The organism is Chromohalobacter marismortui, assembly GCF_004364315.1.
Lineage (GTDB): Bacteria > Pseudomonadota > Gammaproteobacteria > Pseudomonadales > Halomonadaceae > Chromohalobacter > Chromohalobacter marismortui.
On the sequence record NZ_SOBR01000007.1, the window covers coordinates 106,287 to 129,969 of the forward strand.

At 62.7% G+C, this 23,683-nt stretch carries 22 protein-coding genes; 7 read left to right on the forward strand and 15 right to left on the reverse strand.

The window, feature by feature from the left end; translation table 11 throughout:
• Positions 1–35: 35 nt before the first annotated feature.
• Together prfB and C8E00_RS16645 are read right to left on the reverse strand one after the other, a co-directional pair.
• Positions 36–1,134 (reverse strand): peptide chain release factor 2 gene (prfB, locus tag C8E00_RS13990; protein WP_133698142.1). Its coding sequence is split into 2 segments (ribosomal slippage): positions 36–1,058 and positions 1,060–1,134, totalling 1,098 coding nucleotides; the frame shifts between segments, so codons are not numbered across the junction.
• The gene (locus tag C8E00_RS16645) at positions 1,057–1,266 is read right to left on the reverse strand and encodes a hypothetical protein (RefSeq protein ID WP_166638329.1); all 210 of its coding nucleotides are present in this window, start codon (positions 1,264–1,266) and stop codon (positions 1,057–1,059) included. The genes prfB and C8E00_RS16645 overlap by 78 nt, the downstream gene beginning before the upstream one ends.
• 37 nt (positions 1,267–1,303) lie before the next feature.
• Between C8E00_RS16645 and C8E00_RS13995 the strand changes: the two genes are divergently transcribed.
• The gene (locus C8E00_RS13995; RefSeq protein WP_424948552.1) at positions 1,304–1,771 is read left to right on the forward strand and encodes an ATP-binding cassette domain-containing protein; all 468 of its coding nucleotides are present in this window, start codon (positions 1,304–1,306) and stop codon (positions 1,769–1,771) included.
• Between the two features lie 213 nt (positions 1,772–1,984).
• Entirely contained in the window at positions 1,985–2,890 is a 906-nt protein-coding gene (thpD, locus tag C8E00_RS14000; protein ID WP_133698143.1) for an ectoine hydroxylase, read from the forward strand.
• A 132-nt stretch (positions 2,891–3,022) separates the two neighbouring features.
• Here thpD and C8E00_RS14005 read toward each other — a convergent pair whose 3' ends face one another.
• The gene (locus tag C8E00_RS14005) at positions 3,023–4,360 is read right to left on the reverse strand and encodes an OmpP1/FadL family transporter (protein WP_133698144.1); all 1,338 of its coding nucleotides are present in this window, start codon (positions 4,358–4,360) and stop codon (positions 3,023–3,025) included.
• A 314-nt stretch (positions 4,361–4,674) separates the two neighbouring features.
• Between C8E00_RS14005 and C8E00_RS14010 the strand changes: the two genes are divergently transcribed.
• The 3 genes from C8E00_RS14010 (at position 4,675) to C8E00_RS14020 (ending at position 8,269) form a co-directional block, all read left to right on the forward strand.
• Positions 4,675–5,112, forward strand: coding sequence for a MerR family transcriptional regulator (locus C8E00_RS14010; protein WP_133698145.1), 438 nt, complete (start codon positions 4,675–4,677; stop codon positions 5,110–5,112).
• A gap of 23 nt (positions 5,113–5,135) precedes the next feature.
• The gene (locus C8E00_RS14015) at positions 5,136–7,715 is read left to right on the forward strand and encodes a heavy metal translocating P-type ATPase (RefSeq protein WP_243833203.1); all 2,580 of its coding nucleotides are present in this window, start codon (positions 5,136–5,138) and stop codon (positions 7,713–7,715) included.
• Between the two features lie 134 nt (positions 7,716–7,849).
• Positions 7,850–8,269 (forward strand): VOC family protein, encoded by a 420-nt coding sequence (locus C8E00_RS14020; RefSeq protein WP_133698146.1) that lies wholly within the window; start codon positions 7,850–7,852, stop codon positions 8,267–8,269.
• Between the two features lie 164 nt (positions 8,270–8,433).
• Here the strand turns inward: C8E00_RS14020 and C8E00_RS14025 are convergent, their stop codons facing one another.
• The 10 genes from C8E00_RS14025 to ffh form a co-directional block, all read right to left on the reverse strand.
• Entirely contained in the window at positions 8,434–10,230 is a 1,797-nt protein-coding gene (locus tag C8E00_RS14025; RefSeq protein ID WP_133698147.1) for a single-stranded-DNA-specific exonuclease RecJ, read from the reverse strand.
• A gap of 68 nt (positions 10,231–10,298) precedes the next feature.
• Positions 10,299–11,687 (reverse strand): threonine synthase, encoded by a 1,389-nt coding sequence (gene thrC / locus C8E00_RS14030; RefSeq protein ID WP_133698148.1) that lies wholly within the window; start codon positions 11,685–11,687, stop codon positions 10,299–10,301.
• 111 nt (positions 11,688–11,798) lie between these two features.
• Positions 11,799–13,115 carry a homoserine dehydrogenase gene (locus C8E00_RS14035; RefSeq protein WP_133698149.1) on the reverse strand — a complete coding sequence of 439 codons (1,317 nt, stop codon included), beginning with the start codon at positions 13,113–13,115 and terminating at the stop codon, positions 11,799–11,801.
• Positions 13,116–13,198: 83 nt separating this feature from the next.
• Positions 13,199–13,933 (reverse strand): DsbC family protein, encoded by a 735-nt coding sequence (locus C8E00_RS14040; RefSeq protein ID WP_133698150.1) that lies wholly within the window; start codon positions 13,931–13,933, stop codon positions 13,199–13,201.
• 3 nt (positions 13,934–13,936) lie between these two features.
• The gene (gene xerD / locus C8E00_RS14045; protein ID WP_133698151.1) at positions 13,937–14,824 is read right to left on the reverse strand and encodes a site-specific tyrosine recombinase XerD; all 888 of its coding nucleotides are present in this window, start codon (positions 14,822–14,824) and stop codon (positions 13,937–13,939) included.
• 132 nt (positions 14,825–14,956) lie between these two features.
• The gene (gene rplS, locus C8E00_RS14050; protein WP_133698152.1) at positions 14,957–15,316 is read right to left on the reverse strand and encodes a 50S ribosomal protein L19; all 360 of its coding nucleotides are present in this window, start codon (positions 15,314–15,316) and stop codon (positions 14,957–14,959) included.
• 111 nt (positions 15,317–15,427) lie between these two features.
• Positions 15,428–16,231: a tRNA (guanosine(37)-N1)-methyltransferase TrmD gene (gene trmD / locus C8E00_RS14055; protein WP_133698153.1), complete on the reverse strand. Its 804-nt coding sequence runs from the start codon at positions 16,229–16,231 to the stop codon at positions 15,428–15,430.
• A gap of 39 nt (positions 16,232–16,270) precedes the next feature.
• Entirely contained in the window at positions 16,271–16,825 is a 555-nt protein-coding gene (rimM, locus tag C8E00_RS14060) for a ribosome maturation factor RimM (RefSeq protein ID WP_133698188.1), read from the reverse strand.
• Between the two features lie 14 nt (positions 16,826–16,839).
• On the reverse strand, positions 16,840–17,091 hold the full coding sequence (rpsP, locus tag C8E00_RS14065; RefSeq protein ID WP_011508306.1) for a 30S ribosomal protein S16: 252 nt from the start codon (positions 17,089–17,091) through the stop codon (positions 16,840–16,842).
• A 137-nt stretch (positions 17,092–17,228) separates the two neighbouring features.
• The gene (ffh, locus tag C8E00_RS14070; protein ID WP_133698154.1) at positions 17,229–18,647 is read right to left on the reverse strand and encodes a signal recognition particle protein; all 1,419 of its coding nucleotides are present in this window, start codon (positions 18,645–18,647) and stop codon (positions 17,229–17,231) included.
• Between the two features lie 215 nt (positions 18,648–18,862).
• Here ffh and C8E00_RS14075 point away from each other — a divergent pair, with 215 nt between their 5' ends.
• Positions 18,863–19,663 (forward strand): cytochrome C assembly family protein, encoded by an 801-nt coding sequence (locus C8E00_RS14075; protein WP_133698155.1) that lies wholly within the window; start codon positions 18,863–18,865, stop codon positions 19,661–19,663.
• A 78-nt stretch (positions 19,664–19,741) separates the two neighbouring features.
• Positions 19,742–21,025, forward strand: coding sequence for an HlyC/CorC family transporter (locus C8E00_RS14080; protein WP_133698156.1), 1,284 nt, complete (start codon positions 19,742–19,744; stop codon positions 21,023–21,025).
• Here C8E00_RS14080 and C8E00_RS14085 read toward each other — a convergent pair.
• Together C8E00_RS14085 and C8E00_RS14090 are read right to left on the reverse strand one after the other, a co-directional pair.
• Positions 21,022–22,914 carry an MFS transporter gene (locus C8E00_RS14085; RefSeq protein ID WP_133698157.1) on the reverse strand — a complete coding sequence of 631 codons (1,893 nt, stop codon included), beginning with the start codon at positions 22,912–22,914 and terminating at the stop codon, positions 21,022–21,024. The genes C8E00_RS14080 and C8E00_RS14085 overlap by 4 nt on opposite strands.
• The gene (locus tag C8E00_RS14090; protein WP_133698158.1) at positions 22,911–23,525 is read right to left on the reverse strand and encodes a TetR/AcrR family transcriptional regulator; all 615 of its coding nucleotides are present in this window, start codon (positions 23,523–23,525) and stop codon (positions 22,911–22,913) included. The genes C8E00_RS14085 and C8E00_RS14090 overlap by 4 nt, the downstream gene beginning before the upstream one ends.
• Between the last annotated feature and the right edge of the window lie 158 nt (positions 23,526–23,683).

Consider the following 23,683-nt stretch of genomic DNA (forward strand, 5'->3'; position numbering starts at 1 on the left):
GCTTCCAGGCACGAAGTGCCGCTCTTCAGGCTTTCTTAAAGCCCCTGCTTCAAGCTGGCTTCGATGAACTGATCCAGATCGCCATCAAGCACTTTCTCGCAGTTACTGGACTGCACACCGGTGCGCAGATCCTTGATGCGCTGATCATCGAGGACGTAGGAGCGGATCTGACTGCCCCAGCCGATATCCGACTTGCTGTCCTCGGCTTCCTGCTTGGCAGCATTGCGCTTGTCCATTTCCAGTTCCCACAATTTCGCGCGCAGTTGCTTCATGGCGAAATCGCGGTTGGCGTGCTGACTGCGCTGGCCCTGGCAGGCAACCACGATACCGGTGGGCTCGTGGGTGATGCGCACCGCCGAATCGGTGGTGTTGACGTGCTGACCGCCCGCCCCGCTGGAACGATAGGTATCGACGCGTAGATCGGACGGATTGATCTCGATCTCGAAGTTGTCGTCGATTTCCGGCGACAGGAACACCGAGGCAAACGACGTATGCCGGCGGCCACCGGAATCGAACGGGCTCTTGCGCACCAGGCGGTGCACGCCGGTTTCGGTGCGCAGCCAGCCGAAGGCGTAATCGCCTTGAATGTGCAAGGTCGCCGACTTGATGCCCGCCACATCGCCGCTGGACAATTCGATGATGTCGGTCTTGAAGCCGTGATGTTCGCACCAGCGCAAGTACATGCGCAGCAGCATGTTGGCCCAATCCTGGGCTTCGGTACCACCGGAACCGGCCTGGATGTCAAGATAGGTGTTATTGGCATCCATCTCGCCGGCGAACATGCGCCGGAACTCGAGCTTGGCAAGCTGGGACTCGAGCTTGTCGAGTTCGCTCCTCACTTCGTCGACGGTGGCGTCGTCCTCTTCCATCACCGCCAGCTCGAGCAGTTCCTGATGATCCGTCAGGCCCCGCTCCAGCGTGTCGAAGGTCTCGACGATCGCCTCCAGAGTGGCGCGCTCCTTGCCCAGCGTCTGCGCGTAGTCCGGGTCGCTCCAGACGTCCGGGTTTTCCAGTTCGCGGGTGACTTCCTCTAGCCGTTCTTTTTTGGCGGCATAGTCAAAGATACCCCCTCAGGACGTCTGTCCGTTCGGACAGGTCCTTGATGAGGTGATTGATCGGGTTGATCTCTTGCATGGGAATCCTTTGCAGGCGCGCTGATTCGCACCGCAGCGGCATGCTTGCCGGCAACGCGGTGAAGAAAAGAGACACATTGTAGCCAATGCACCCGCGAGCGGCTATCCCATGCGCCATCTCGGTGTCGTTCATGAGTGTCCTATCGAATATCTGAAAAAGCATATACGAAATTTGCAATGGACAGGTTTCGCCAAGCGAGCACCTCGGGCTCAAGGGCCGGCAGGCACGCGCCAAGGTCATCGAGCTGCTCGATCAGGTGGGCATTCCCGAGCCCGCCCGGCGCATCGACAGTTACCCCCACGAGTTCTCCGGCGGCCAGCGCCAGCGCATCGCCATCGCCCGGGCGCTGGTGCTCAAGCCGGAATTCCTGCTGCTCGACGAGCCTACCTCGGCCCTCGACCGTTCGGTGCAGGTCACGGTGATCGACCTGTTGCGTGACCTGCAACAAAAGCACGATCTGACCTACCTGTTCATCAGTCACGATCTCTCGGTGGTACGTGCGTTGGCCGATACCGTCTTGGTAATGAAAGACGGTCAAGTCGTCGAGCAGGGAGCGACCGAGGATATCTTCGCCACCCCCCGCGAGCGCTACACCCAGGAACTGATGAGGGCCGCCTTCGTCGACGCCGCCGCCTGAGCCCGTCCCGTAAGCGCCCTTGCAAGCGACATGCCTGCGCGGCTGAATGCGCCTGTCTTAACACAGGCTAAATACATGGTGTCGGCAGCGGCGTAGCCTCGCCAAGGTCGACAGCCAGTCAACGACGGTGTTGTCGATGCCGACCTATCCGGCTATTTTTATGCATGGACAGTAGCGATTTTATTTCAAAGCAGACTAATGGAGGAGTTTGCAATGAAAGAGACTCAAGATCTGTTCCCGACGCGCCTGGAGCGCAAACTGGGCATGTTCGAGCGCATCGACCCGGTCGTGCATAGCGAAGGCGAGCAACGCAAGGGGCCGCTCAGCGAGGCCGAACTCGACGAGTTCGACCGCAAGGGCTTCCTCTCCTTCGAGGGCTTCTTCGACGAAGACGAGATGGCCTCGTTCCTCGAGGAACTCCGCGATTACGAGAAAGATGACGATCTCAAGCTCTCCGAAGGCACCATCCTCGAGCCCGGCAAGCAGGAGATCCGTTCGATCTTCGGGATCCACGAGGTGTCCGAGCGCTTCAGCCGGCTGACGCGCGATCCGCGCCTGCTGGCGATGGTCCAGCAGATCCTCGGGGGTGATGTCTATATTCATCAGTCGCGGATCAACTACAAGCCCGGCTTCAAGGGCAAGGGCTTCGACTGGCACTCCGATTTCGAGACCTGGCACAGCGAGGACGGCATGCCGCGCATGCGCTCGGTGAGCTGCTCGATCATTCTCACCGAAAACGGCGAGTTCAACGGCCCCTTGATGCTGGTGCCCGGCTCGCACCATTATTTCGTGCCTTGCGTGGGCCGTACGCCGGAGGACAACTACAAGGAATCCTTGAAGAGCCAGGATATCGGCGTACCGGACGATGCCAGCCTGCGCGACTTGATGATCAAGGGCGATATCGAAGCGCCCAAGGGGCCCGTCGGTTCGCTGGTGATGTTCGAGTGCAACACCCTGCATGGCTCGAACATCAACATGTCGTGCTGGCCACGCAGCAACCTGTTCTTCGTCTACAACAGCGTCGAGAACACGCTGCACAACCCGTATTGCGGCAATCGCCCCCGGCCCGAGTTCCTGGCCAACCGCAAGGACTGGCGCCCCCTCAAGCCTGTCGAATGAGGGCTTGAACAACATCGAGGGCCACCCTCGACAGTGACATCGCCCTAGGCTAGGCCCCGGCCTGCAACGACGAATCCCGGCATTGCCGGGATTCGTCGTTATAGAGCGCACTTGGGCGCTGTCATTGTCGACTCAGAAGCTATAATCCATCGACAGCGCGAACACATCGGCCTCGACTTCATAGGTCCCGGAGAGGTTGCCACGGCTGGCATTCTCGTTGGTCGGCGTGGCGTTCTGATCGATATCGCCATCGTCACCGAAGACGTGCATGTAACCCACTGTCACGCCCAGGTTCGAGGTCGGCATCCAGGTCGCCCCGAGCGTCGCCCAGCGGCGATCGGCATCGGGTACACGCGGCGTGCGGTGCTCGCTGTCCGGCACCGGCGATTCGTCGACCCCCAGGCCGGCGCGCAGCAACCACTGCGGATTGAGCCGATAGTTGGCGCCCACCGAGAAGGCCCAGGTATCGTCCCAGTTTTCGGTCGTGGTGCTCAATTCGCGACCACCGGACTCGACGGTGAGCTCCTTGAAGCTGCTCCACTCCGTCCACTCGGCATTGGCCATCAAGGCGAGCCGGTCGGTCAACTGATGATAGATCCCCAGGTTGAGGTTGGCCGGCGTGGTCAGCTCCGCCTTGCCGCCGCCGTCTTGCAGACCCGAGACTGCCAGCACCTGCTGACCGACGGGATCGTCGGAGCTGTAGTCGACATTACCGTCCAGCGTCAGCTCGACCTCCGAGCGATAGCTGATCCCCAGGCGAGTGCGCTCGGTGGCCTGGAACAGCGCCCCCAGGGTGTAGCCGTAGCCCCAGTCATCGCCGGTCACCTCGGCCATTCCGTCATTAGCACCCGGCGCGGCACCAGGGACGCCTGCCAAAGCTCCCTGCCCACCCAGATCGATGGCGTTGGAGAGCGTGGCATCGGCATACTGGGCACGCAGTCCCACGGCCAAGTTGAGACGGTCGGTGGCGCGATAGTTCAGCGTCGGCTGGATATCGATGGTCTCGAGCTCGGTTTCAACGGCGTGATAGCGCCCGATCCAATCCTCGTCGTACTTGGTGGACAGGCCATACGGCGCAGAGATCGCCAGCCCCACATCGAAGCGTTCACTCAGGCGCGTCTTGAAGGCGAAACTGGGCACCCAGGCCTCCTCGCCCCCTTCGTTATTGCCACTTCCCGTGTAAGTGGCCCCGGTGACGGAGCTCGCCGAGGCGTCGGTCAACTCGAAGCCGGCATCGATGTAGGAAATGCCACCGGCGACTTGCGTCCCCTCGACATTACCGATGGCCGCCGGGTTGTAGGTCATGTAGCTGACATCCTCGGCACCGGCCGCCGCCCCGGCCATGGCGTTCCCCAGTGCCTTGGCGCTCTGTTCTCTGACCTGAAAACCCGACGCAGCGGCCTGACCGGACGCCATCACGGCGGATGCCAAGGTCACGGCGACGGTGAGCTTATTGATGTTGTTATGCATGAAAACGTCCTCTTATACGGCGACGTGGAGGCGAAAATTGTCTTAGGTTTTTTACCCTTGCCCGAATGATGGCGTGCCTCTTCGTTTTGGCCGATGGGCGTTTTCAAGTCAAGGGCAAACGTTTGTTTTAATCTCGGAAACGCTCATTCTTTAGTCTTATAAGAAGCCCCTCATCTGACCTTTTTCAGGACATGAGGAGTACTTCTTCAATGATTTCAGTTTTTTATCGCAAGGAAGTGAAAACAGGCCAGGATCGCCTTGACCTTTGTGTTACACAAAGGTTCTAGACTTCTCTCGTCATTCAGGAGGATGCCATGAAAGTCAGCGATCTGGCCCGCGCCGCCGACGTCACCGGCGAAACGGTTCGCCATTACACACGCGAGGGATTACTGCATCCGCAACGCGATCCCGACAACGGCTATCAACTCTATGGCGCCGACGACCTCAATCGCCTGCGTTTCATACAACGCGCTCGCACGCTGGGGTTCAGTCTTCGTGAGGTGCGCGAGATTCTCGAGCATGCCGACCATGGCGACTCGCCATGCCCCATGGTGCGCGACCTGCTGGCCGAACGCTTGCCGGAAATTCGGTCGCGCATCCGTGAGTTGCAGGCCCTGGCGACACGCATGGAGCGCGCCCTGGAGACCTGGCGCGATATGCCGGATGGCACGCCCGACGGCCATAGCTTGTGCCGGCTGATCGAGAGCCTGCCGATGGAAAGTGACGACGGTTTTGCACGCCAGGCGCCATGAGCTCTGCCGAAGGAGAACGCAAGATGCGCACAACGGCTCCCCACGCTTTCACCGTGCCCGGCATGAACTGCCAGGGCTGCGTCAAACGCATGCGCGAGGCGATTCAAGCCGAAGACGCGCAAGCCGACGTCACCGGCGATCCCGGTGAAAAGCGTCTCGACGTCACCACATCTCTGGATGCGGCGCGCCTGAGCGCATTGCTCGATCAAGCCGGTTATCCGCCAGCAGCTCACCCACCGGAAACGACGACGAGCACCACTGACGAGAGCGCATCGGCGACGACATCGACGCTCTCGCGCAAGCGCCCGCAAGAGACCTCAGAGTCCCCCGATGGCGCGCCAGTTCGTCTGTCGTTGTCCGGCATGACCTGCGCCGGCTGCGTCAACACCATCACGCAGGCCTTGAACGCCACGCCCGGGGTACGCTCGGCCAGCGTCAACTTCGGCTCGCATACCGCCGAGGTCTTCGGCGACGCGCGCCCCCAGCAGCTGATCGATGCCGTCGAAGACGTCGGCTACGGCGCCGAGCGTATCGAGGATCTCGGCCAGGCGGCACGCACGCGTGAACAGAACGAGGCGCACGAGTACCGCCAACGGCTCCGCGATACCGCATTGGGCCTGATCCCCGGTGTGCTGCTGATGGGCAGCATGCTGTTCCACCACCCACAGTTGAACGGTCCGGAACGCTGGATCTGGCTGCTGATCGGCGTGGTAACGCTAGGCATCATGGCCACGGCAGGCCGGCGTTTCTTCGTCAATGCCTGGAAGACCTTTCGTCATCATCAGGCCAACATGGATACGCTGATCGCCGTCGGCACTGGCACCGCCTGGCTCTATTCGATGACGGTGGTGCTGATCCCCGAGGCGCTTCCAGTCGCCGCGCGCGGGCTCTATTTCGAAGCCTCGGTGATGATCATCGGCCTGATCAGCCTCGGCAATGCCATGGAGCTTCGCGCCCGGGGACGCACGTCCCGGGCGCTCAATCGCCTGCTCGACTTGCAGGCACCCACCGCCCGAGTGATTCGCGACGGTAACGAACACGATGTCCCCCTCGAGGACGTCGCCGTCGACGAGCGGATTCGCGTGCGTCCCGGCGAACGCCTGGCCGTGGATGGTCGCGTCGAAGAAGGCGACAGCCATATAGACGAATCAATGCTGACCGGCGAGCCCCAGCCCGTCGCCAAGCATCCCGGTGACGAGGTCAGCGCGGGCACCGTCAACGGCCGCGGTACGCTGGTCTATATCGCCACCCGTATCGGCGCCGACAGTCGCCTGGGACGCATCGTCGAACAGGTGGCCAGCGCCCAGAACTCTCGCCCTCCCATCGGCGCCCTGGCCGATCGCATTGCCGCCGTCTTCGTGCCCAGTGTGTTGATCATCGCCGTGCTCACGGCACTGGTCTGGTTCAATGTCGGTCCCGCGCCGCAGTTGGTCCACATGCTGGTCACCGCCACCACCGTACTGATCATCGCCTGCCCCTGCGCCCTGGGGCTGGCGACACCGATGTCGACCATGATCGGCGTCGGCAAGGCCGCCGAGCACGGCATCCTGGTGCGCGATGGCGATGCACTGCAGACCGCCAGCAAGCTGACCACACTGGTCGTCGACAAGACCGGCACGCTGACCGAGGGCCGCCCGCGCGTGACCACCGCGCAGTGGGCTACCGAGGATACCCACACCGCCTTGCGCTGGGTGGCGGCCCTCGAGCGTGGTTCCGAGCATCCCCTGGCCGAGGCTCTCGGCGACTACGCCGACCAGCAGGGCGCCACGCAGACCGCGCTTCCAGAGCTGCGCGAGTTTCAAGCGCTCAGCGGGCGCGGCGTCACCGCCATGACCGACACGGGCCAGTCGCTGCGCTTGGGCAACGCCGCCTTGATGCACGAAGGTGATGTCGAGCTGGGCCAGGCCCAGGCATGGGGCGCCGACCTTGAAGAAAAGGCGCAGACACCGCTCTACCTGGCCGCCGACGGGCAGGTATTGGGCGTCTTCGGCATCAGCGATCCGTTGCGTGAGGATAGCCGCGACGCCGTCGCGCGCTTGCAAGCGGATGGCATCGAGGTCGTCATGCTGACCGGTGATAACGCGCATACCGCCCGGGCCGTGGCTCAGGCGCTGGGCATCGCGCGTGTCGAAGCCGAGCTGTTGCCCGAGGACAAACGCGAGATCGTCGCGCAGTTGCAACGCGACGGCCATCGCGTCGGCATGACCGGAGACGGCATCAACGACGCCCCGGCCTTGGCGCAAGCCGATGTGGGCTTCGCCATCGGCCAGGGCACCGACGTGGCGATCGAGTCGGCGGGCATCACGCTGATGCGCAACTCCCTGCATGGCGTTACCGATGCCATCGAGATCAGTCGCGCCACGCTGCGCAACATCAAGCAGAACCTGTGGGGTGCTTTCGGTTACAACGGCCTGGGAATTCCCATCGCCGCCGGGGTCTTCTATCCGCTGACCGGCATGTTGCTGTCGCCGGTGGTGGCTGCCGTGGCCATGTCGCTATCCTCGGTCACCGTGGTCAGCAACGCCAACCGGCTACGGCTTTTCAAGCCCTCGACACGCCCGTCCAAGGCACACGCATCCGAGCATCATCGGGAGGCCACATGAGCATCATCGTCAATCTGATCGGGCTGGCATTGATCGCCGGCATCGTCTGGTGGTTCTGGCTATCGCCACGTTGAGGTCATTGCCCCGAGATGGCTATGCTGGAAGGCATCGCGTCGCGGCAAACGAGGAGTGATATGCCACGCATTCAAGGCGTTCTCGAAACCGCCCTCTACGTCACCGACATGGCCCGCGCCCGGGCCTTCTTCGAGAACGTGATGACGCTGACGGCCTTTACCGCCGATCACCGCTTCACCGCTTACGAGGCCGGGCCAGGCAGCGTATTGCTACTGTTTCAACAAGGCAGCACCCAGGAAACCGTGCACCTGCCGCAGGGTATGGGCACCATACCGCCCCACGACGGTGCCGGACGCGTGCATCTGGCGCTGGCCATCGCCCGCGACGCGCTGGACGACTGGGAAGCCCAGCTCACTGCCCACGACATTCCCATCGAAGGCCGTACCCACTGGCCAAAAGGCGGTGAGAGCCTCTATTTCCGCGACCCCGACGGCCACCTTCTGGAACTGGCCACGCCCGGCGTCTGGCCGAATTACTAATCAAGCTGGAAGAGCGCCGCTGCGCGGCTGGAAGAAGGAAGAACGGCGCTTTGCGCCTGGCAGAAACCCCAGGAAGAAGAATCGTTCTAGCTTCTAGCTTCTAGCTTCTAGCTTCTTCCCTCTTCCCTCTTCCCTCTTCCCTCTTCCCTCTTCCCTCTTCCCTCTTAAACAGGCTCGGCGTGCTCGATCATCAACTGCAACGACTCACGCCCCCGCCATCGGTTGCGTGACAGCTTGTAGGCACAACGCAGGCGATCGCCGAGGCCGAACGGCGGCAACTCGCCAGGCGTCAGGGCACGAAACCAGATCGCCTTGAGGCTCGCTGCGCCACACGAGAGCTCGAGCATCAGATGGTTACCCTCGGCACCCACCGGACGTAGTTGCTCGATGCGAAACTCGCCGTCGAACAGCGGGGCGTCGAACTCGCGACCGTAAGGCGCCAAGCGTGCCAACTCATCCACCGCCGCCAGTGACAACTGCTCGGGCAGCAAGGTGCCGTCGGTGAGCACATAAGGAAACAGGTCGCGGCCACCGAGTTGTTCTTCGACCGCCGTAAGAAAGGCCTCGCGAAATGACGCCAGCCGCTCGCGCGGTACGCCGATCCCCGCCGCCCCCCGGTGGCCCCCGAAACGGGGCAATGCCTCGGGCGCCAGCTCATGCGCGCGCTGCAATGCGTCTCGCAAGTGCAGCCCTTCGATGGAACGTCCCGAGCCGGTCAGCATGCCCGGCGCGGCGGCCGGCGTCAGCACCAGCGTGGGGCGCCCGAAGGCCTGGACCAGACGCGAGGCGACGATACCCTGCACGCCGGCATGTCCTTCCTCCAGGAAGACCACGACCGCCGAGGCACCCTCGGACAAGGCGTCGAGCGCCAATGTCCGGGCGCTCTCGACCATGTCCGCCTCGATCGCCTTGCGTGACTGGTTGTCGGTATCCAGCACCTCGAGGTGACGCCGTGCCGTGGCATCGTCGGCGGCGAGCATGAAATGCAGCGCCGCGTAAGGGTCGTCGAGACGCGAGCGCGCGTTGATGCGCGGCCCCATCTGAAAGGCCAGGGTTTCGGCATCGAAGGGCACGCTGTCGTCCCCCAGTCGCTCGGCCATGACCCGCCAGCAGGCGGCGTCCATGCGGTTGATCAACGTCAGCCCGTGGCTGACCACGGCACGGTTGGCGGGACTCGCCCCCAGCGAGACGCAATCCGCCACGGTGCCGAGTGCCACGTACGACAGCCATGGCGACAGTTTGGGAGTCGAGGGCGCGGCCACGCCCTGCTCGATGAGCACCGAGCGTGTCAACGACATGGTCAGCCATGCCACCATGCAACCCGCAATGGTGGGATCCGGGTAGTCGCAATCGCTGCGCGTGGGATTGACGGTGGCGTACGCCGATGCCGGTGGCCCCGCCGTCGGCAAGGCATGGTGGTCGGTGACCACGACATCGAGCCCCGCCTCGCGCAGGCGCGCGATACGCGGCTCGTCGGAGCTGCCACAGTCGGCGGTGATCACCAGACGGGGGCGTGGTGACAACGCCAGGGTGCGCTCCACCAGCGGCAGGCTGATACCGTAGCCATCGAAGATACGATGCCCGATCAAGCTGTGCAGCTTGTGCATCGGCACGCCGAACAGCTCGTTCAGGGTCCGCAGGATGACCACGTGCGAGGTGATACCGTCGACGTCGTAGTCGGTGAGAATGCCGATGTGCTCGCCTTCGGCCACCGCCAGGGCGATCCGTTCGGCGGCACGGCGCGCATCCTGCAGCCGTTCGGGGTGCGCCAGATAGCGCAGGCTGGGGTCGATCAGCGACGCGATATCGTCCGTGTAGTCGTGCAGACGCCCGGCCAGTATCCGCGCCTGTAGTTCGCTGAGCCCGGCCGACTGTGCGCGGCGGTAGACATCCTCATCACGCGGACGTGACAGGATGCGACGGTTCAGCAGGGGGGGCGGATCGTGCTCGGCGACTGACACGAATGACTCCTCGGGGGACGGCGGATGGTACATCGGGGCGTCGCGGATCACTACGACGCCCCGCAACGTCAGCGGCGCTGTTCAGCGACGAAAGCCTGCACGGCTTCAAGCTCGGCCGGCAGCACGGTGTAGCGCTCTTCACGCTCGAGCAAATCGGTCATGTGCGCGGGCAACGGCACGCTCTCGAAGCCTGCCTTGATCACGGCATCGGCGAACTTGGCCGGATGCGCGGTCGCCAGGGTGATCATCGGAGTGGAGATATCCGCGCGAACACGCTCGGCGGCGCGATAGCCGGTCGCGGTGTGCGGATCGAGCACCTCCTTGGTACGCCCATGTGCGTCGCGAATCACCTCGAGGATGGTGTCGTCATCCACGCTGTGGCTGACGAATTTCTCGCGCAGCCTTGCCAGCGGCGCCTCGGCGAGTACCGCCGGTTCGTGCTGGAAACGTTCGAGCAAATCGCGCACAGCGTCACCGTCGCGGTCATAGGCCTCGAACAGCAAGCGTTCGAAGTTCGACGACACCACGATATCCATCGACGGTGCCAGGGTCGCCTTGAGCGCCTGCTTGGAGAAGTCGTTGTCGGCCAGGGTGCGATGCAGGATGTCATTGGCATTGGTCGCCACGACGAACTGCTTGACCGGCAGTCCCATGCGATGCGCCACGTAGCCGGCGAAGACATTGCCGAAGTTGGCCGACGGCACGCAGAAGCTCACCTCGCGGCGCGGCGCGCCCAGGGCCACCGCAGAGGCCACGTAATAGACCACCTGCGCCATGATGCGCGCCCAGTTGATGGAATTGACCGCCACCAGGCGCGTGCCGTTCAGGAACCCTTGATCGGCGAAGCTTGCCTTGACCATCGCCTGGGCATCATCGAAATCGCCTTCGATGGCGATATTGAAGACGTTGTCGGCCAGCACCGACGTCATCTGGCGGCGCTGCACTTCCGAAACGCGGTTATGCGGGTGCAGGATGAAGATATCGAGATTGTCGCAATGCCGACAGCCTTCGATCGCCGCCGATCCGGTATCCCCGGACGTCGCGCCCATGATCACCGCCCGCTCACCACGCTTGGCCAGGAAATGATCGAGGATGCGCCCCAGCAACTGCAGGGCGACGTCCTTGAACGCCAGGGTCGGGCCATGGAACAACTCGAGCAGGAAATGATTGCTCGACAGCTGGTTGAGCGGCACCACCGCTTCATGACTGAAGGTCGCGTAGGCGTCTTCCACCAGGTGCTGGAAGGTCGCGTCATCGATCTCCCCGCCCACGAACGGCTTCATCACCCGGAATGCGATCTCGGCATAGGACAGCCCCGCCATCGCCTCGAGTTCCGCCTGCGAGAGGGTGGGGATCGTTTCCGGCACGTACAGGCCGCCATCGGATGCCATGCCGGTCAGCACGACCTCCTCGAAACTCAGTGCCGGCGCTTCGCCGCGCGTACTGATATAACGCATGCTTCACTCCGTGAGTGGCGAGCTTCGAGCCGCGGGCTCCGAGCTGTCGTTGCTCGAAGCTCGCGGCTCGTCACTCGAAGCCACTTGTTATAGCACCCCGAAACCGGCGCTTTATTCCTGCTCGTCGAGGTCTTCGACACGAATCCGCGTCACCGGACCGGCGATATCGGCCAGCGATTCGAGCTGACGAATCACTTCATTCATGTGCTGCTCGCGGGTGCGATGCGTCATCAGGATGATGGGCACCAACTCACCTTCGGTGGCTTCCTTCTGGATGATCGCCTCGATGGAAATGCCTTGCTCGGAGAGGATCGTCGCTACCCGCGCCAGCACGCCCGGACGATCCACCGCCAGCAGCCGCAGGTAATAAGCGGTGACGATGTCTTCCATGGGCAGGACCGGCAGCGAGCCGTCGGCCTCGTCGATGCCGCTGAAGGCGAGATACGGCACGCGGTAATGGTGCTCGGTGGTGATGTCGCGGGCCACGTCGAGCAAATCGGCGACCACCGCCGAGGCCGTGGGCTCGGCCCCCGCGCCGGCGCCATAATAAAGCGTCGGCCCCACCGCATCGCCCATCACGGCAATGGCGTTCTTCACGCCATGCACGCTGGCCAGCAGGCGTTCCTTGGGGATCAACGTCGGATGCACGCGAAGCTCGAGGCCTTTTTCGGTGCGCTTGGAAATCCCCAGATGCTTGATGATATAGCCCAGTTGATCGGCTTGCTCGACATCATCCGCCGTGACCCGCGAGATGCCTTCCGTGTAGGCCTTGTCGAACTGCAGCGGCACACCGAAGGCGATCGACGCCAGGATGGTCAGCTTATGAGCGGCGTCGATGCCTTCGACATCGAAGGTCGGGTCGGCTTCGGCATAGCCCAGCGCCTGCGCCTCGGCGAGCACGTCGTCGAAGGCACGGCCTTCATCGCGCATATGGGTCAGAATGTAGTTGCCGGTGCCGTTGATGATACCGGCAAGCCATTGAATGCGATTGGCGCCCAGTCCTTCTCGCAGCGATTTGATCACCGGGATGCCGCCGGCCACGGCCGCCTCGAAGGCCACGATCACGCCTTTTTCGTGTGCGGCCTGGAAGATCTCGTTGCCGTGTACGGCGATCAGTGCCTTGTTGGCAGTGACGACGTGCTTACCGTTCTCGATGGCGGTCATCACCAGCTCACGAGCCACATCGTAGCCACCGATCAACTCGACCAGCACATCGACATCGGGATTGCGTGCCACCTCGAAGACGTCACGGGTGACCTTGACCCCGGCGGTCTCGCATTGCGGGTTATCGCGACGCGTACCGACTTGCTCGACGATAATCGGTCGACTGGCGCGACGGGCGATATCGTCCGCATTGCGCGTCAACACATTGAAGGTACCGCCACCCACGGTCCCTAGCCCACAGATACCTACTCTCACCGGTTTCAACGTCACGCTCCCCTTGCTCAGTGTATGTGTCCAGCGAGCCTCCGGCGCCTGACGCCGGAAGCGATCGTATTATCGTCGGTCGCTCACGGTTGGATGCCCAGCATCGACGCCAAGCGCTCGGCCGGCACGTATCCCGGCACCATGCGGCCATCCGGCAGCATGATCGCGGGCGTGCCTCGAATGCCCAGCTCCATCCCCAACGCGTGCTGTTCGGCCACCGCTGCCTCGCACTGCGCCGTGCTCTTTGGCGCATCGCCTCGCATCGCAGCGGTGAGGGCCTCGGAGGCATTGTCCGCGCACCACACCTGGCTCATCACGCGTGCCGCCTTGGAGTCGACACCCGCACGCGGAAAGGCCAGATAGTCTACCTCGATTCCCATCCGATTGAGACGGGGAACGTCCTCATGCAATTTTTGGCAATAAGGACATGAAGTATCGGTAAAGACAGTGATGCGCGCCTTAACCTCGCCGGCAGGCTTGTAGATGACGCGCTCCTCCTCGGGAATCGCAGCGAGACGCGCCTGGCGACGTTCGTTGGCGGCACGCTGGGTCAAGTTGACCATCCGTCCATCGTGGTTACGATACAGGTCACCGACCACCATGTACTCCCCGTCGGCGTCCGTATAGAACGTATCGCCGCCTTTGAGGCGGACTTCATAGAGCCCCGGAAGCGGCGACTCCTCGATCGACGCCACCGGCATCGGCTGCCCATTGTGGGTTAGCTTGTCGGCCAATCCCTCGGGCGGCGCGGCGACGCTGAGTGGCGCGACCAGGAGGGCCAGAGCGCCTCCCATGACGGACAATACGACTCTAGACATTGATCAACCTCTAGGATGATGTTGGGCATGCAGCGCTTCCAGACGCGCTTGTGCCACCTGGGTATAGATTTGCGTGGTCGACAAGTCACTATGCCCCAGCAGCATCTGTACGACACGCAGGTTGGCCCCATGATTCAACAAGTGCGTCGCGAATGCATGGCGCAGCGTATGTGGCGAGAGGGGCTTGTCGATGCCGGCCACCACGGCATGCCTCTTGATACGATGCCAGAACGTCTGGCGCGTCATGAACCCATCATGGCGTCCGGGAAACAAGGGCGCGCGCGTCGGGTCGTTCATCAGCGCTCCCCGCCCCTGGCGTAGATAGCGCTCGAGCCATGCAGAGGCCTCTTCACCCAGCGGCACCAGGCGCTCCTTGTCACCCTTGCCAAGTATGCGCAGCACGCCTTGGCGCAAGTTGACGGCATCCACCGTCAGCCCCACCAGCTCGGAAACGCGCAGGCCGCAACCATACAACACCTCGAGCATGGTGCGATCGCGCAGACCCAGCGGCGTCTCCAGGTCCGGCGCCTCGAGCAGACGCTCGACCTCGGCTTCCTCCAGGGTATTGGGCAACTTGGCGACGGCCCGGGGAGCTCGTGCATCGGCCAGAGGGTCATGGGCGATATGCCCTTCGGCCAGTGCCCAGCGATAAAAGCGCCGCAAACAGGACAGCAAACGTGCCAGCGAGCGGGAATGATAGTGTTCGCGACGCGACGCCATGAATGTCTCCAGCGCGTCTTCTCCAGGACTTAGCAAGTACTCGCGACGCGACACAAGATGCGCGAGCCAAGCGTCCAGATCACGACGATAAGCATCCAGCGTATGTTGGCTCAAGCCACGTTCCAGCCAGAGCCCATCGAGAAAAGCATCGCGCCACTCGAGATCGTTCACCGATTCTGCCCTCCCCGCGTCGCCTTCGCCCGCCCCATATGCAAGAACCCCACGAGCCAAGGGCCCGCGGGGTTCTCATCGAACGCCCCTCGAAAGGGGCGCTCATGACGTCTCGACGACGCCGCAAGCCGCTTAGCGAGTCAGCTTTTCCTTGATACGAGCGGACTTGCCGCTGCGCTCGCGGAGGTAGTACAACTTGGCCTGACGCACGTCACCGCGACGCTTGACCTCGATGGAATCGACCAGCGGGCTGTACGTCTGGAAGGTACGCTCGACGCCGACACCGTGGGAAATCTTGCGCACGGTGAAAGCGGAGTTGAGCCCGCGGTTACGCTTGCCGATCACAACGCCTTCGAAGGCCTGCAGACGCTCACGGTTACCTTCCACGACCTTGACCTGAACGGTCACGGTGTCACCCGGTGAGAATTCCGGAACGTTCTTGCTCATCTGCTCGGTTTCGAGCGCCTGGATCACCTTGTTCTTGCTACTCATGACTAAACTCCTTGATATTTGAATGACCGCCTCTGCTTCATGGCGCGAGAGCCGGTCGTGATCCCGGCGTCGCGAAACGCGGGAATCGACGTTGTGGGTGACGCGCGGCGCTCATTCGTCGAGCGTCCGTCGCTCCTCCGTCCTACCGACGTGCTGACTGGCGGCATCTTCCGCGATGAACTCGTCAAGCAATTGCTGCTGCTCGCGGTCCAGAGCGCGACCTTCGAGAAGGTCCGGCCGCCTGAGCCAGGTGCGTCCGAGGGACTGTTTCAGCCGCCAGCGACGAATCGCCGCGTGGTTGCCACTGAGCAGGATCTCCGGCACACGGCGTCCGTCGACCGTCTCGGGACGCGTGTAATGCGGGCAATCCAGCAGCCCCTCGCTAAAGGAATCCTCGAGTGCCGAATCGCCATGGCCAAGCACCCCCGGTACCAATCGGGACACGGCATCGACCATGACCATGGCCGGTAGTTCACCGCCGCTGAGCACATAATCGCCGATCGACCATTCTTCATCGATATCGGCCTCGGCGACTCGCTCGTCGATGCCCTCGTAACGACCGGCGACGACGATCAGCGCTTCCAGGCCGGCCAACTCACGCACGCCACGTTGATCGAGCCGTCGCCCCTGGGGCGACAGATAAACCACTCGCGTGCGTGCCGGCGCATAGCCACGGTGTTCGGCGTCACGCCGCGCCTCGGCAATGGCAGGTCGCAGCGTCGCGACCTTCATCAGCATGCCGGGGCCACCGCCGTATGGCCGGTCATCCACCGTACGGTGCTTATCCGTGGCGTAATCCCGGGGATTCCAGAAATCCACCGTTAGCAATCCCTGGTCGACGGCACGCCCCGTTACACCGTAACGAGTGATTGCCTCGAACATCTCCGGGAACAGGGAGACAACACCAATCCACACGGCTTCATCACTCGGCCAACGACACCGCCCGAAGCGGCGTCAGAATTCGGGATCCCAATCCACTATCATTCGCCCGGCGTCGAGATCTACCTCGCGGATCACGTCGTCGGGCAGAAACGGCAACAGCCGCTCCCGCTCATCGAGACTCGCCTCGCTGGGCCGGATAACCAACACGTCGTTGGCCCCCGTCTCGAAGAGATAATTCACTTGCCCCAGGCATTCACCGGACAGCGTCTCGACCCGCAGGCCTTCGAGCTGATACCAGTAATAGTCGCCCGGCGCGAGCGCCGGCAACATCTGCTTGGGCAGAAGAATGTCCGCGCCGGCCCACTGCTCGGCCAGTTCGCGGCTCGAGATGCCTTCCAGGCTGGCGACCAGCCCTTTGCCTTGGGGGCGTCCCTGGCTCAGCGTGCACGCTCGGCGCTCGCCTCGCTTCGACAGCACCCACTCGACATGCTCGAAGATGCCCTCGATGGGGCTGGTGTACGAATACACCTTGAGCCACCCTTTCACGCCGTAAGGACTGGTCAAGCGGCCGAGCACCACGTACTCGTCATCTTGCGCCGCGTCGGCGCCGCCGGTCTCGTGCGACATGTCGGGCAGCGCACTCACGCTTGCTGCTTGCGTGCTTCTTTCAGCAACTCGGCGACGCGATCGGACACCTGGGCGCCCAATTCCTGCCAATGCGCGGCACGCTCGAGATCGACACGCAGGCGCTCTTCCTGACCACGGGCCACCGGGTTGAAGAAGCCGATACGCTCGATGAAACGGCCGTCGCGAGACTTCCGCGAGTCGCTGACGGTCAAGTGATAAAAGGGACGCTTCTTGGCGCCACCACGGGCCAAACGGATGGTAACCATGCGTTATAATCCTACGGTTGAAGTTTTACGTTACGCCACGGACTGTCGCGGCGGGCAAGACCCACCTGCGAAGACGCAGCATTCTACGGAAAAAGGCCCGTATTGGAAACCTTTTTCCTTGACAACGAAAGGCGTTCTCAACGACGCGGGAAGCCACCGCCGGGGCCGCCCCCCATGCCACCGCCCATACCAGGGCCGCCGGGACCACCGCCCATACCGGGCATCCCGGACATGCCCCGCATCATCTTCTGCATGCCGCCTTTCTTGCCGACTTTTTTCATCATCTTCTGCATCTGCTTGTGCTGCTTGAGCAGACGATTGAGATCAGGCACCTGCAACCCGGCACCCGCCGCGATACGGCGCTTACGTGAGCCATTGATGATGTCCGGCTTGCGACGCTCCTTCGGGGTCATCGAATCGATCAACGACTCGAGTTTGCCCAATTCCTTCTCGGCTCCCGGCCCCTGCGCGGCTTCGGCCATCTGCCCCATGCCAGGCAACTTGCCCATCAAGCCGCCCATGCCGCCCATCTTCTTGAGTTGCTGAAGCTGCTCGCGGAAGTCCTCGAGATCGAAACCGTCGCCCTTCTTGACCTTCTTGGCCAGTTTCTCCGCCTTGCCCTGATCGACGCTGCGCTCGGCTTCCTCGATGAGCGAGAGCATGTCGCCCATGCCGAGAATGCGCGAGGCAACGCGATCCGGGTGAAACGGCTCGAGGGCATCGACTTTTTCGCCCATGCCCATGAACTTGATGGGTTTGCCGGTGACGTGGCGCACCGAAAGCGCCGCCCCGCCACGGGCGTCACCGTCCGCCTTGGTGAGGATCACCCCGGTCAGCGGCAACGCCTCGTGGAAGGCCTGCGCGGTATTGGCGGCATCCTGGCCGGTCATGGCATCGACCACGAACAGCGTCTCGTCCGGCGATGCCGCCCCGTGCAGGGCCTGGATTTCTTCCATCATCGCCTGGTCGACGGACAGCCGGCCGGCGGTATCCACGATCACTACGTCATGGAATTGTATCTTGGCATGCTTGATCGCTGCCTGGGCGATATCGACTGGCTGCTGGGCACTGCTCGAGGGGAAGAAGTCGACCTCCACTTCTTTAGCCAGCGTCTCGAGCTGGTCAATGGCGGCCGGACGATAGACGTCGGCGGAGACCACCAGCACTTTTTTCTTCTCGCGGTCCCTCAAATAGCGCGCCAGCTTGGCGACTGAGGTCGTTTTACCCGCCCCCTGCAGGCCGGCCATCAAGACCACCGAGGGGGCGCTCTTGAGCGACAGCGCCTCGTTGGCCTCGCCCATGATCGCTTCCAACTCCTGCTGGACGATCTTGACGAACTGCTGGCCCGGCGACAGGCTGCGCGAGACCTCTTGACCCACGGCGCGCTCGCGCACCCGCTCGACGAACGCCTTGACCACCGGCAGGGCCACGTCGGCCTCCAGCAGCGCACGACGTACCTCGCGCAGCGTGTCCTTGATGTTGTCCTCGGTCAGCTTGGCCTGACCGGTGATCGACTTCAGCGTGCCCGACAGACGATCGGTCAAACTTTCAAACATGGCGCTCTCCGGCAGGAATTGCCTAGGCATGAAAAGGCGATTATACGCGTTCGCGGCGACTCTCTCCATGCACGCGTTGCGCAACGCGTGCGAGGGGGGATTCGCTACGGCGCGCGGATTCGCTATAGTAACGCTCCCGAGTCCGCGTGACAGGCTCACGTGATATTGACGCTTCATTTTTCTTCGACGCCGACCGGCGCAGGGATTGGCCACCGATGCAGGCGCTGCCTTTTGCGATTCTCGCCATTGTCTGTTACTTCGCCGCAGGTGCCTGGCAGGCGCTGGCACTTGCCAGGCGTGTCGCCCCCAGGCCGCCCCTGGTGCGCTCGCTGGGGCTACTCGCGGTCAGTGCCCACGCCGTGGTCGTGGCGCATAGCGTATTTCTCGGCCGCGGCCTGCATCTGGGGCTTTTCGAAAGCGCCTCTCTCTTCAGCTGGTTGATCGCCGCCCTGTTGATCGCGGTCAGTCTGGTCAAGCCATTGTTGAATGCCGGTGTCGGCCTCTTCCCGCTGGCCGCGCTGACGCTGATAGCACTGATGCTTTATCCCAGCCACATGGTCGAATCCAATGTGTCGCCCGGCATCGTCTTTCACATCGTGACCTCGAGCGTGGCCTCTGCACTGCTCAGTATCGCGGCGGTACAAGCCGTGTTGGTGGCGTTTCAGAACCACGCCCTCAAGCGCCGACACACACGCGGGATCATCCAGGTGCTGCCCGCGCTGACGAGCATGGAGCGCTTGCTGTTCGAGCTCATCGGTGCCGGCTTGGTGCTGCTCACCGCGGCGATCGTCAGCGGTTTCATCTTCATCGACAACTTGTTTGCGCAGCATCTCGTGCACAAGACCGTGTTCTCGCTGGCCGCCTGGCTGGTTTTCACGGGATTGCTCATCGGCCGCTACTGGCTGGGCTGGCGTGGCGCGCGGGCAATGCGCTGGACCCTGGGCGGCTGCCTGTTGCTGGTGCTCGGCTACTTCGGCACCAAGGTCGCGCTACAGCTGATCTTTCACGACATCTAGGCCCATAAGCGACAACTTGACACTTCCAAGGGGAAACCCTACAAACGATGTTGGCTTTTCAGCGAGGACCTCTCCACCTTGAGCGATGACATACCCTTAGGGCTGCTGCTAACGCTGCTGTTCGTGCTCATTTGCCTATCCGCCTTCTTCTCCAGCTCGGAAACCGGAATGATGTCGATCAACCGCTATCGCCTGTCGCACCAGGCCAATAGCGGAGAACGCACCGCCAAGCGCGTGATGCGGCTGTTGAATCGCCCCGACCGACTGATCGGCGTCATCCTCATCGGCAATAACTTCGTCAACAACCTCGCTGCCTCCATCGCCACGATCATTGCCATTCACTTCTTCGGCGACGTTTCGGGGCCGGCCATTTCCACCGCCGTGCTGACCATCGTGATTCTGATCTTCGCCGAGGTCACTCCCAAGACGTTTGCTGCCGTCAAGCCCGAGCGCATCGCCTATCCAGCGTCCATGGCGCTGGAGCCGATGCTCAAGCTTTTCTACCCGCTGGTGTGGCTCGTCAATGCAATCTCCAACGGCCTGCTTCGGCTGATGGGTATTCGTGACATCGACGGTAGCGCCGACAACCTGACCCGCGACGAACTGCGCACGGTCGTTCACGAGGCCGGCACCATGATTCCCCGGCGTCACCAATCCATGCTGCTGTCGATCCTCGACCTGGAAAACGTGACCGTCAATGACATCATGGTGCCGCGCCAGGAAATCGCCGGCATCGATCTCGACGACGACCTGGCGACGATCCTCGCCCAGATCCGCTCCAGCCAACACACACGGGTGCCGGTGTACAAAGGCGACATCAACAACATCATCGGCATCCTGCACTTGCGCAACGCCGCGCGCTTTCTCTCCAAGCCCGAAGTGACCAAGGCCGCGATCGTCCAAGAGGCCCGCGAACCCTACTTCATCCCCGAATCGACTCCCTTGCATACGCAGTTGCTCAACTTTCAGCAGCACAAGCGACGCATCGGCATCGTGGTCGACGAATACGGTGACGTGGAAGGGTTGGCGACACTGGAAGACATCCTCGAGGAAATCGTCGGCGAATTCACCACCGATGAAGCGGCGACTCATCGCGAGATTCACCCCCAAGAGGACGGCAGCTACATCATCGAGGGCACCACCAATATCCGCGATATCAACAAGGTGCTCGCTTGGCAGCTACCTACCGATGGCCCCAAGACGCTCAACGGCTTGATTCTCGAACACCTGGAAGCCTTCCCCGACGCACCCGCCTGCCTGCAGTTGGGCGCGATCCGCATGGAAATCCTGCAGATCAAGGATAACCTCATCACCTCCGCACGGTGCTGGCAATCGGCACGCCGCGCGCGGGCACTGGGTTAATCCGACGTCACGCCGATCTCGGCCTCGGCCTTGCGCTTGAGCTCGATCACGCGCCGCTCCATATCGGCACGCCTGGCCTCGCCGACCGGGATAGGCTCTCCGAAATGAAGCGCTACGCGTGCCCGAAAACGCCGCGGCCACTTGGTCAGCGCCTTGCCATCGCGGTTCGACGTCCATGATCCCCACAAGCCGGCCAGCCCCGCAGGCACCACCGGCACCGGGTCTCGGGCCAGGATGATGTCCACGCCCCGCCGGAAGCGATGCACACTGCCATCGGGGGTCAAGCGTCCCTCGGGGAAAAGCATCACCACCTCGCCCTGACGCAGGGCGTGACTCACCTCATCCAGGGCACGCCGCACACCGCCCGGATCGCAGCGTTCGGAATCGACCGGGATTGCCCCGGCGATGCGAAAAAACCAGTTGAGCCAGCGGGACTCATAGATGGGGCGATCCATCAAGAACCGCAATGGGCGTGGACAACCTCCCCCCAGGATCAACGCGTCCATGAAGCTGACGTGATTGCACACCACCAATGCTGCCCCGCGTGCAGGCACCGATTGGCGGCCGCGAAAACGCAGTCGATAAAGCACGCGAATCAGCATGAAGATCGACAGCCGTAGTGCCGGACGTGGCACCAGGCACAAGATGATTGCCGCCAACGTCAGCGAGATCCACGACAAGGCCAGCATGAAGGTGTTGAGCGAGGCTCCCAGGACACTCAGCACAACGACGCCAAAGACCGCCGCCAGCACCATGAACAGCGCATTGAGGATATTGTTGGCGGCGATCATGCGGGCTCGGTTGTCGTCGCCACTTTCAAGCTGAATCAGCGTGTACAACGGCACGATATACAAACCACCGCCCAGACCGATCACCGCAAAATCCAGCGCCTGGCGCCAGAACCCCGGTGACAGGCTCAATGTCGCCAGTCCCGACTGGCTGCCCATCAGCGGCTCACTCAGCCCCAGATCGAGACCGGCCACCCCGAAGAGCAGGGCGCCGGCCGGGATCAAGCCGACCTCCAAACGTCCGGCCGACAAGCGCGCGCATAGCAGCGCGCCTGCGCCGACTCCCAATGCGAACGCTCCCAGCAGAGCACTGACCACTGCCTCGTTGCCATGCACGACATCGCGCGTCCAGGCGGGTAGCTGGGTCAGATAACAGGCTCCCAGGAACCAGAACAGGCTGATGCCCAGCAAGGCACGAAACACCCGTGGGTGACGCCACGCATCGCGCATCACTTCACGTCCGCCCCGCCAAGGCCGCCACTGGGTAGCGCCCGCCTGGCTGGGCGGCGCACTGGGCACCCACAGGCTGGCGAGAAGCCCCAAAAGCGCCAGCGCCACCAGGGTCACGGCGATACTGCCACGCGCCCAGATACCGTCAAGCGACGCCAGTACGCCAGCCAGCAGCGTGCCCAGCAGGATGGCAAGAAACGTGCCCAGGCTGACCCAGGCATTGCCCTTGACGAGCTCGGTCGGTGACAGGTGTTGCGGCAGGATGGCGTACTTCACCGGCCCGAAAAGCGCCGACTGCGTGCCCATCATGAACAAGAGTGCCAGCAGCACGGCATAGGCTTCATACCAAACGGCGGCGGCCGCCAGGCTCATGGTCACGAGTTCCAGCACCTTGAGACGCCTGACCAGACGACGCTTGTCGAGCCGATCGGCGAGCAAGCCGCCCCATGCCGAAAACAAGAGAAAGGGTAGGATGAACAATCCCGCCGCAAGATTGTTGAGCAGTCCCGTATCCCAGCCATAGCGGGGGACGGCGACGAAGGTCAGCAGCAACAGCAGGACATTCTTGAACACGTTGTCGTTGAACGCGCCCAAGGCTTGTGTCCAGAAGAAGGGAGCGAATCGACGCTGGGTAAGCAAGCGGGGAATCACGACTCTCTCGGACCGTACTTGAGTCCCATCAGCGTGGTATTCAGCAACTGATCGAGCAACTCGGTCACTTCCAGTGATTGGCCCTGCCAGACGCCCAGCCGCTCATTGAGCCCCAGTTGAACCAGGCCATGCACGCTGCCCCACAGGGTACGCGCCATACGCCGTGCTTCGATCTCCCCCATCAAGGGTTGATACTCGGTGAGCGAGGCCTCGACACGCACGAACAGGCCCTCGATCATATCGTTCTGACGTTGGTCCAGTTCGCCTTCTTGGGCCAGCGGATAATCGAACAACATTTGCCAGCGATACGGCTCATGCTGCGCAAACATCCAATAGGCCGTCGCCAGCGCCTTGAGACGCGGCTCGGGATCGGCGCCCTCGAGCCCCTCCATGGCCGCTCGCAGACGCCCCAACGTCTCGACGTTGACGTATTGCAGCAGATTGCCGAAGCTGCCGTAGAGCTTGAGCAAGGTACTTGGCGCGCAACCCACTTCGCGCGCCAGGGAGCGCAGCGACAGCGTATGCACGGGATTGTCGCGCAGCCAGGCGTCACATGCCGCCATGACCTGGCCATGCAGCACCTCGGGTGCATGCTGTCTGGGACGAGCCATCGGATTCCTCGTGATGAGCATGCGCGGTACTTGATCTTCACTATTCTCGCTAGTTGTGCACTTGGCGAGCGGAAGAGGCCGAACCGCGCGTGGTCGAACAGCGTTTCCCCCAGCATATCGGGAACGCACGCAAACGCAAGCCTCAAGCCCTGCGATAA

Bases quoted from the DNA above. Each gene is read 5' to 3' on its own strand.
- C8E00_RS16645 (WP_166638329.1), bottom strand. From the start codon at position 1,266: ATGAACGACACCGAGATGGCGCATGGGATAGCCGCTCGCGGGTGCATT.
- thpD (WP_133698143.1), top strand. From the start codon at position 1,985: ATGAAAGAGACTCAAGATCTGTTCCCGACGCGCCTGGAGCGCAAACTG.
- C8E00_RS14005 (WP_133698144.1), bottom strand. From the start codon at position 4,360: ATGCATAACAACATCAATAAGCTCACCGTCGCCGTGACCTTGGCATCC.
- C8E00_RS14010 (WP_133698145.1), top strand. From the start codon at position 4,675: ATGAAAGTCAGCGATCTGGCCCGCGCCGCCGACGTCACCGGCGAAACG.
- C8E00_RS14015 (WP_243833203.1), top strand. From the start codon at position 5,136: ATGCGCACAACGGCTCCCCACGCTTTCACCGTGCCCGGCATGAACTGC.
- C8E00_RS14020 (WP_133698146.1), top strand. From the start codon at position 7,850: ATGCCACGCATTCAAGGCGTTCTCGAAACCGCCCTCTACGTCACCGAC.
- thrC (WP_133698148.1), bottom strand. From the start codon at position 11,687: ATGCGTTATATCAGTACGCGCGGCGAAGCGCCGGCACTGAGTTTCGAG.
- C8E00_RS14040 (WP_133698150.1), bottom strand. From the start codon at position 13,933: ATGTCTAGAGTCGTATTGTCCGTCATGGGAGGCGCTCTGGCCCTCCTG.
- rplS (WP_133698152.1), bottom strand. From the start codon at position 15,316: ATGAGTAGCAAGAACAAGGTGATCCAGGCGCTCGAAACCGAGCAGATG.
- rimM (WP_133698188.1), bottom strand. From the start codon at position 16,825: ATGTCGCACGAGACCGGCGGCGCCGACGCGGCGCAAGATGACGAGTAC.
- rpsP (WP_011508306.1), bottom strand. From the start codon at position 17,091: ATGGTTACCATCCGTTTGGCCCGTGGTGGCGCCAAGAAGCGTCCCTTT.
- ffh (WP_133698154.1), bottom strand. From the start codon at position 18,647: ATGTTTGAAAGTTTGACCGATCGTCTGTCGGGCACGCTGAAGTCGATC.
- C8E00_RS14075 (WP_133698155.1), top strand. From the start codon at position 18,863: ATGCAGGCGCTGCCTTTTGCGATTCTCGCCATTGTCTGTTACTTCGCC.
- C8E00_RS14090 (WP_133698158.1), bottom strand. From the start codon at position 23,525: ATGGCTCGTCCCAGACAGCATGCACCCGAGGTGCTGCATGGCCAGGTC.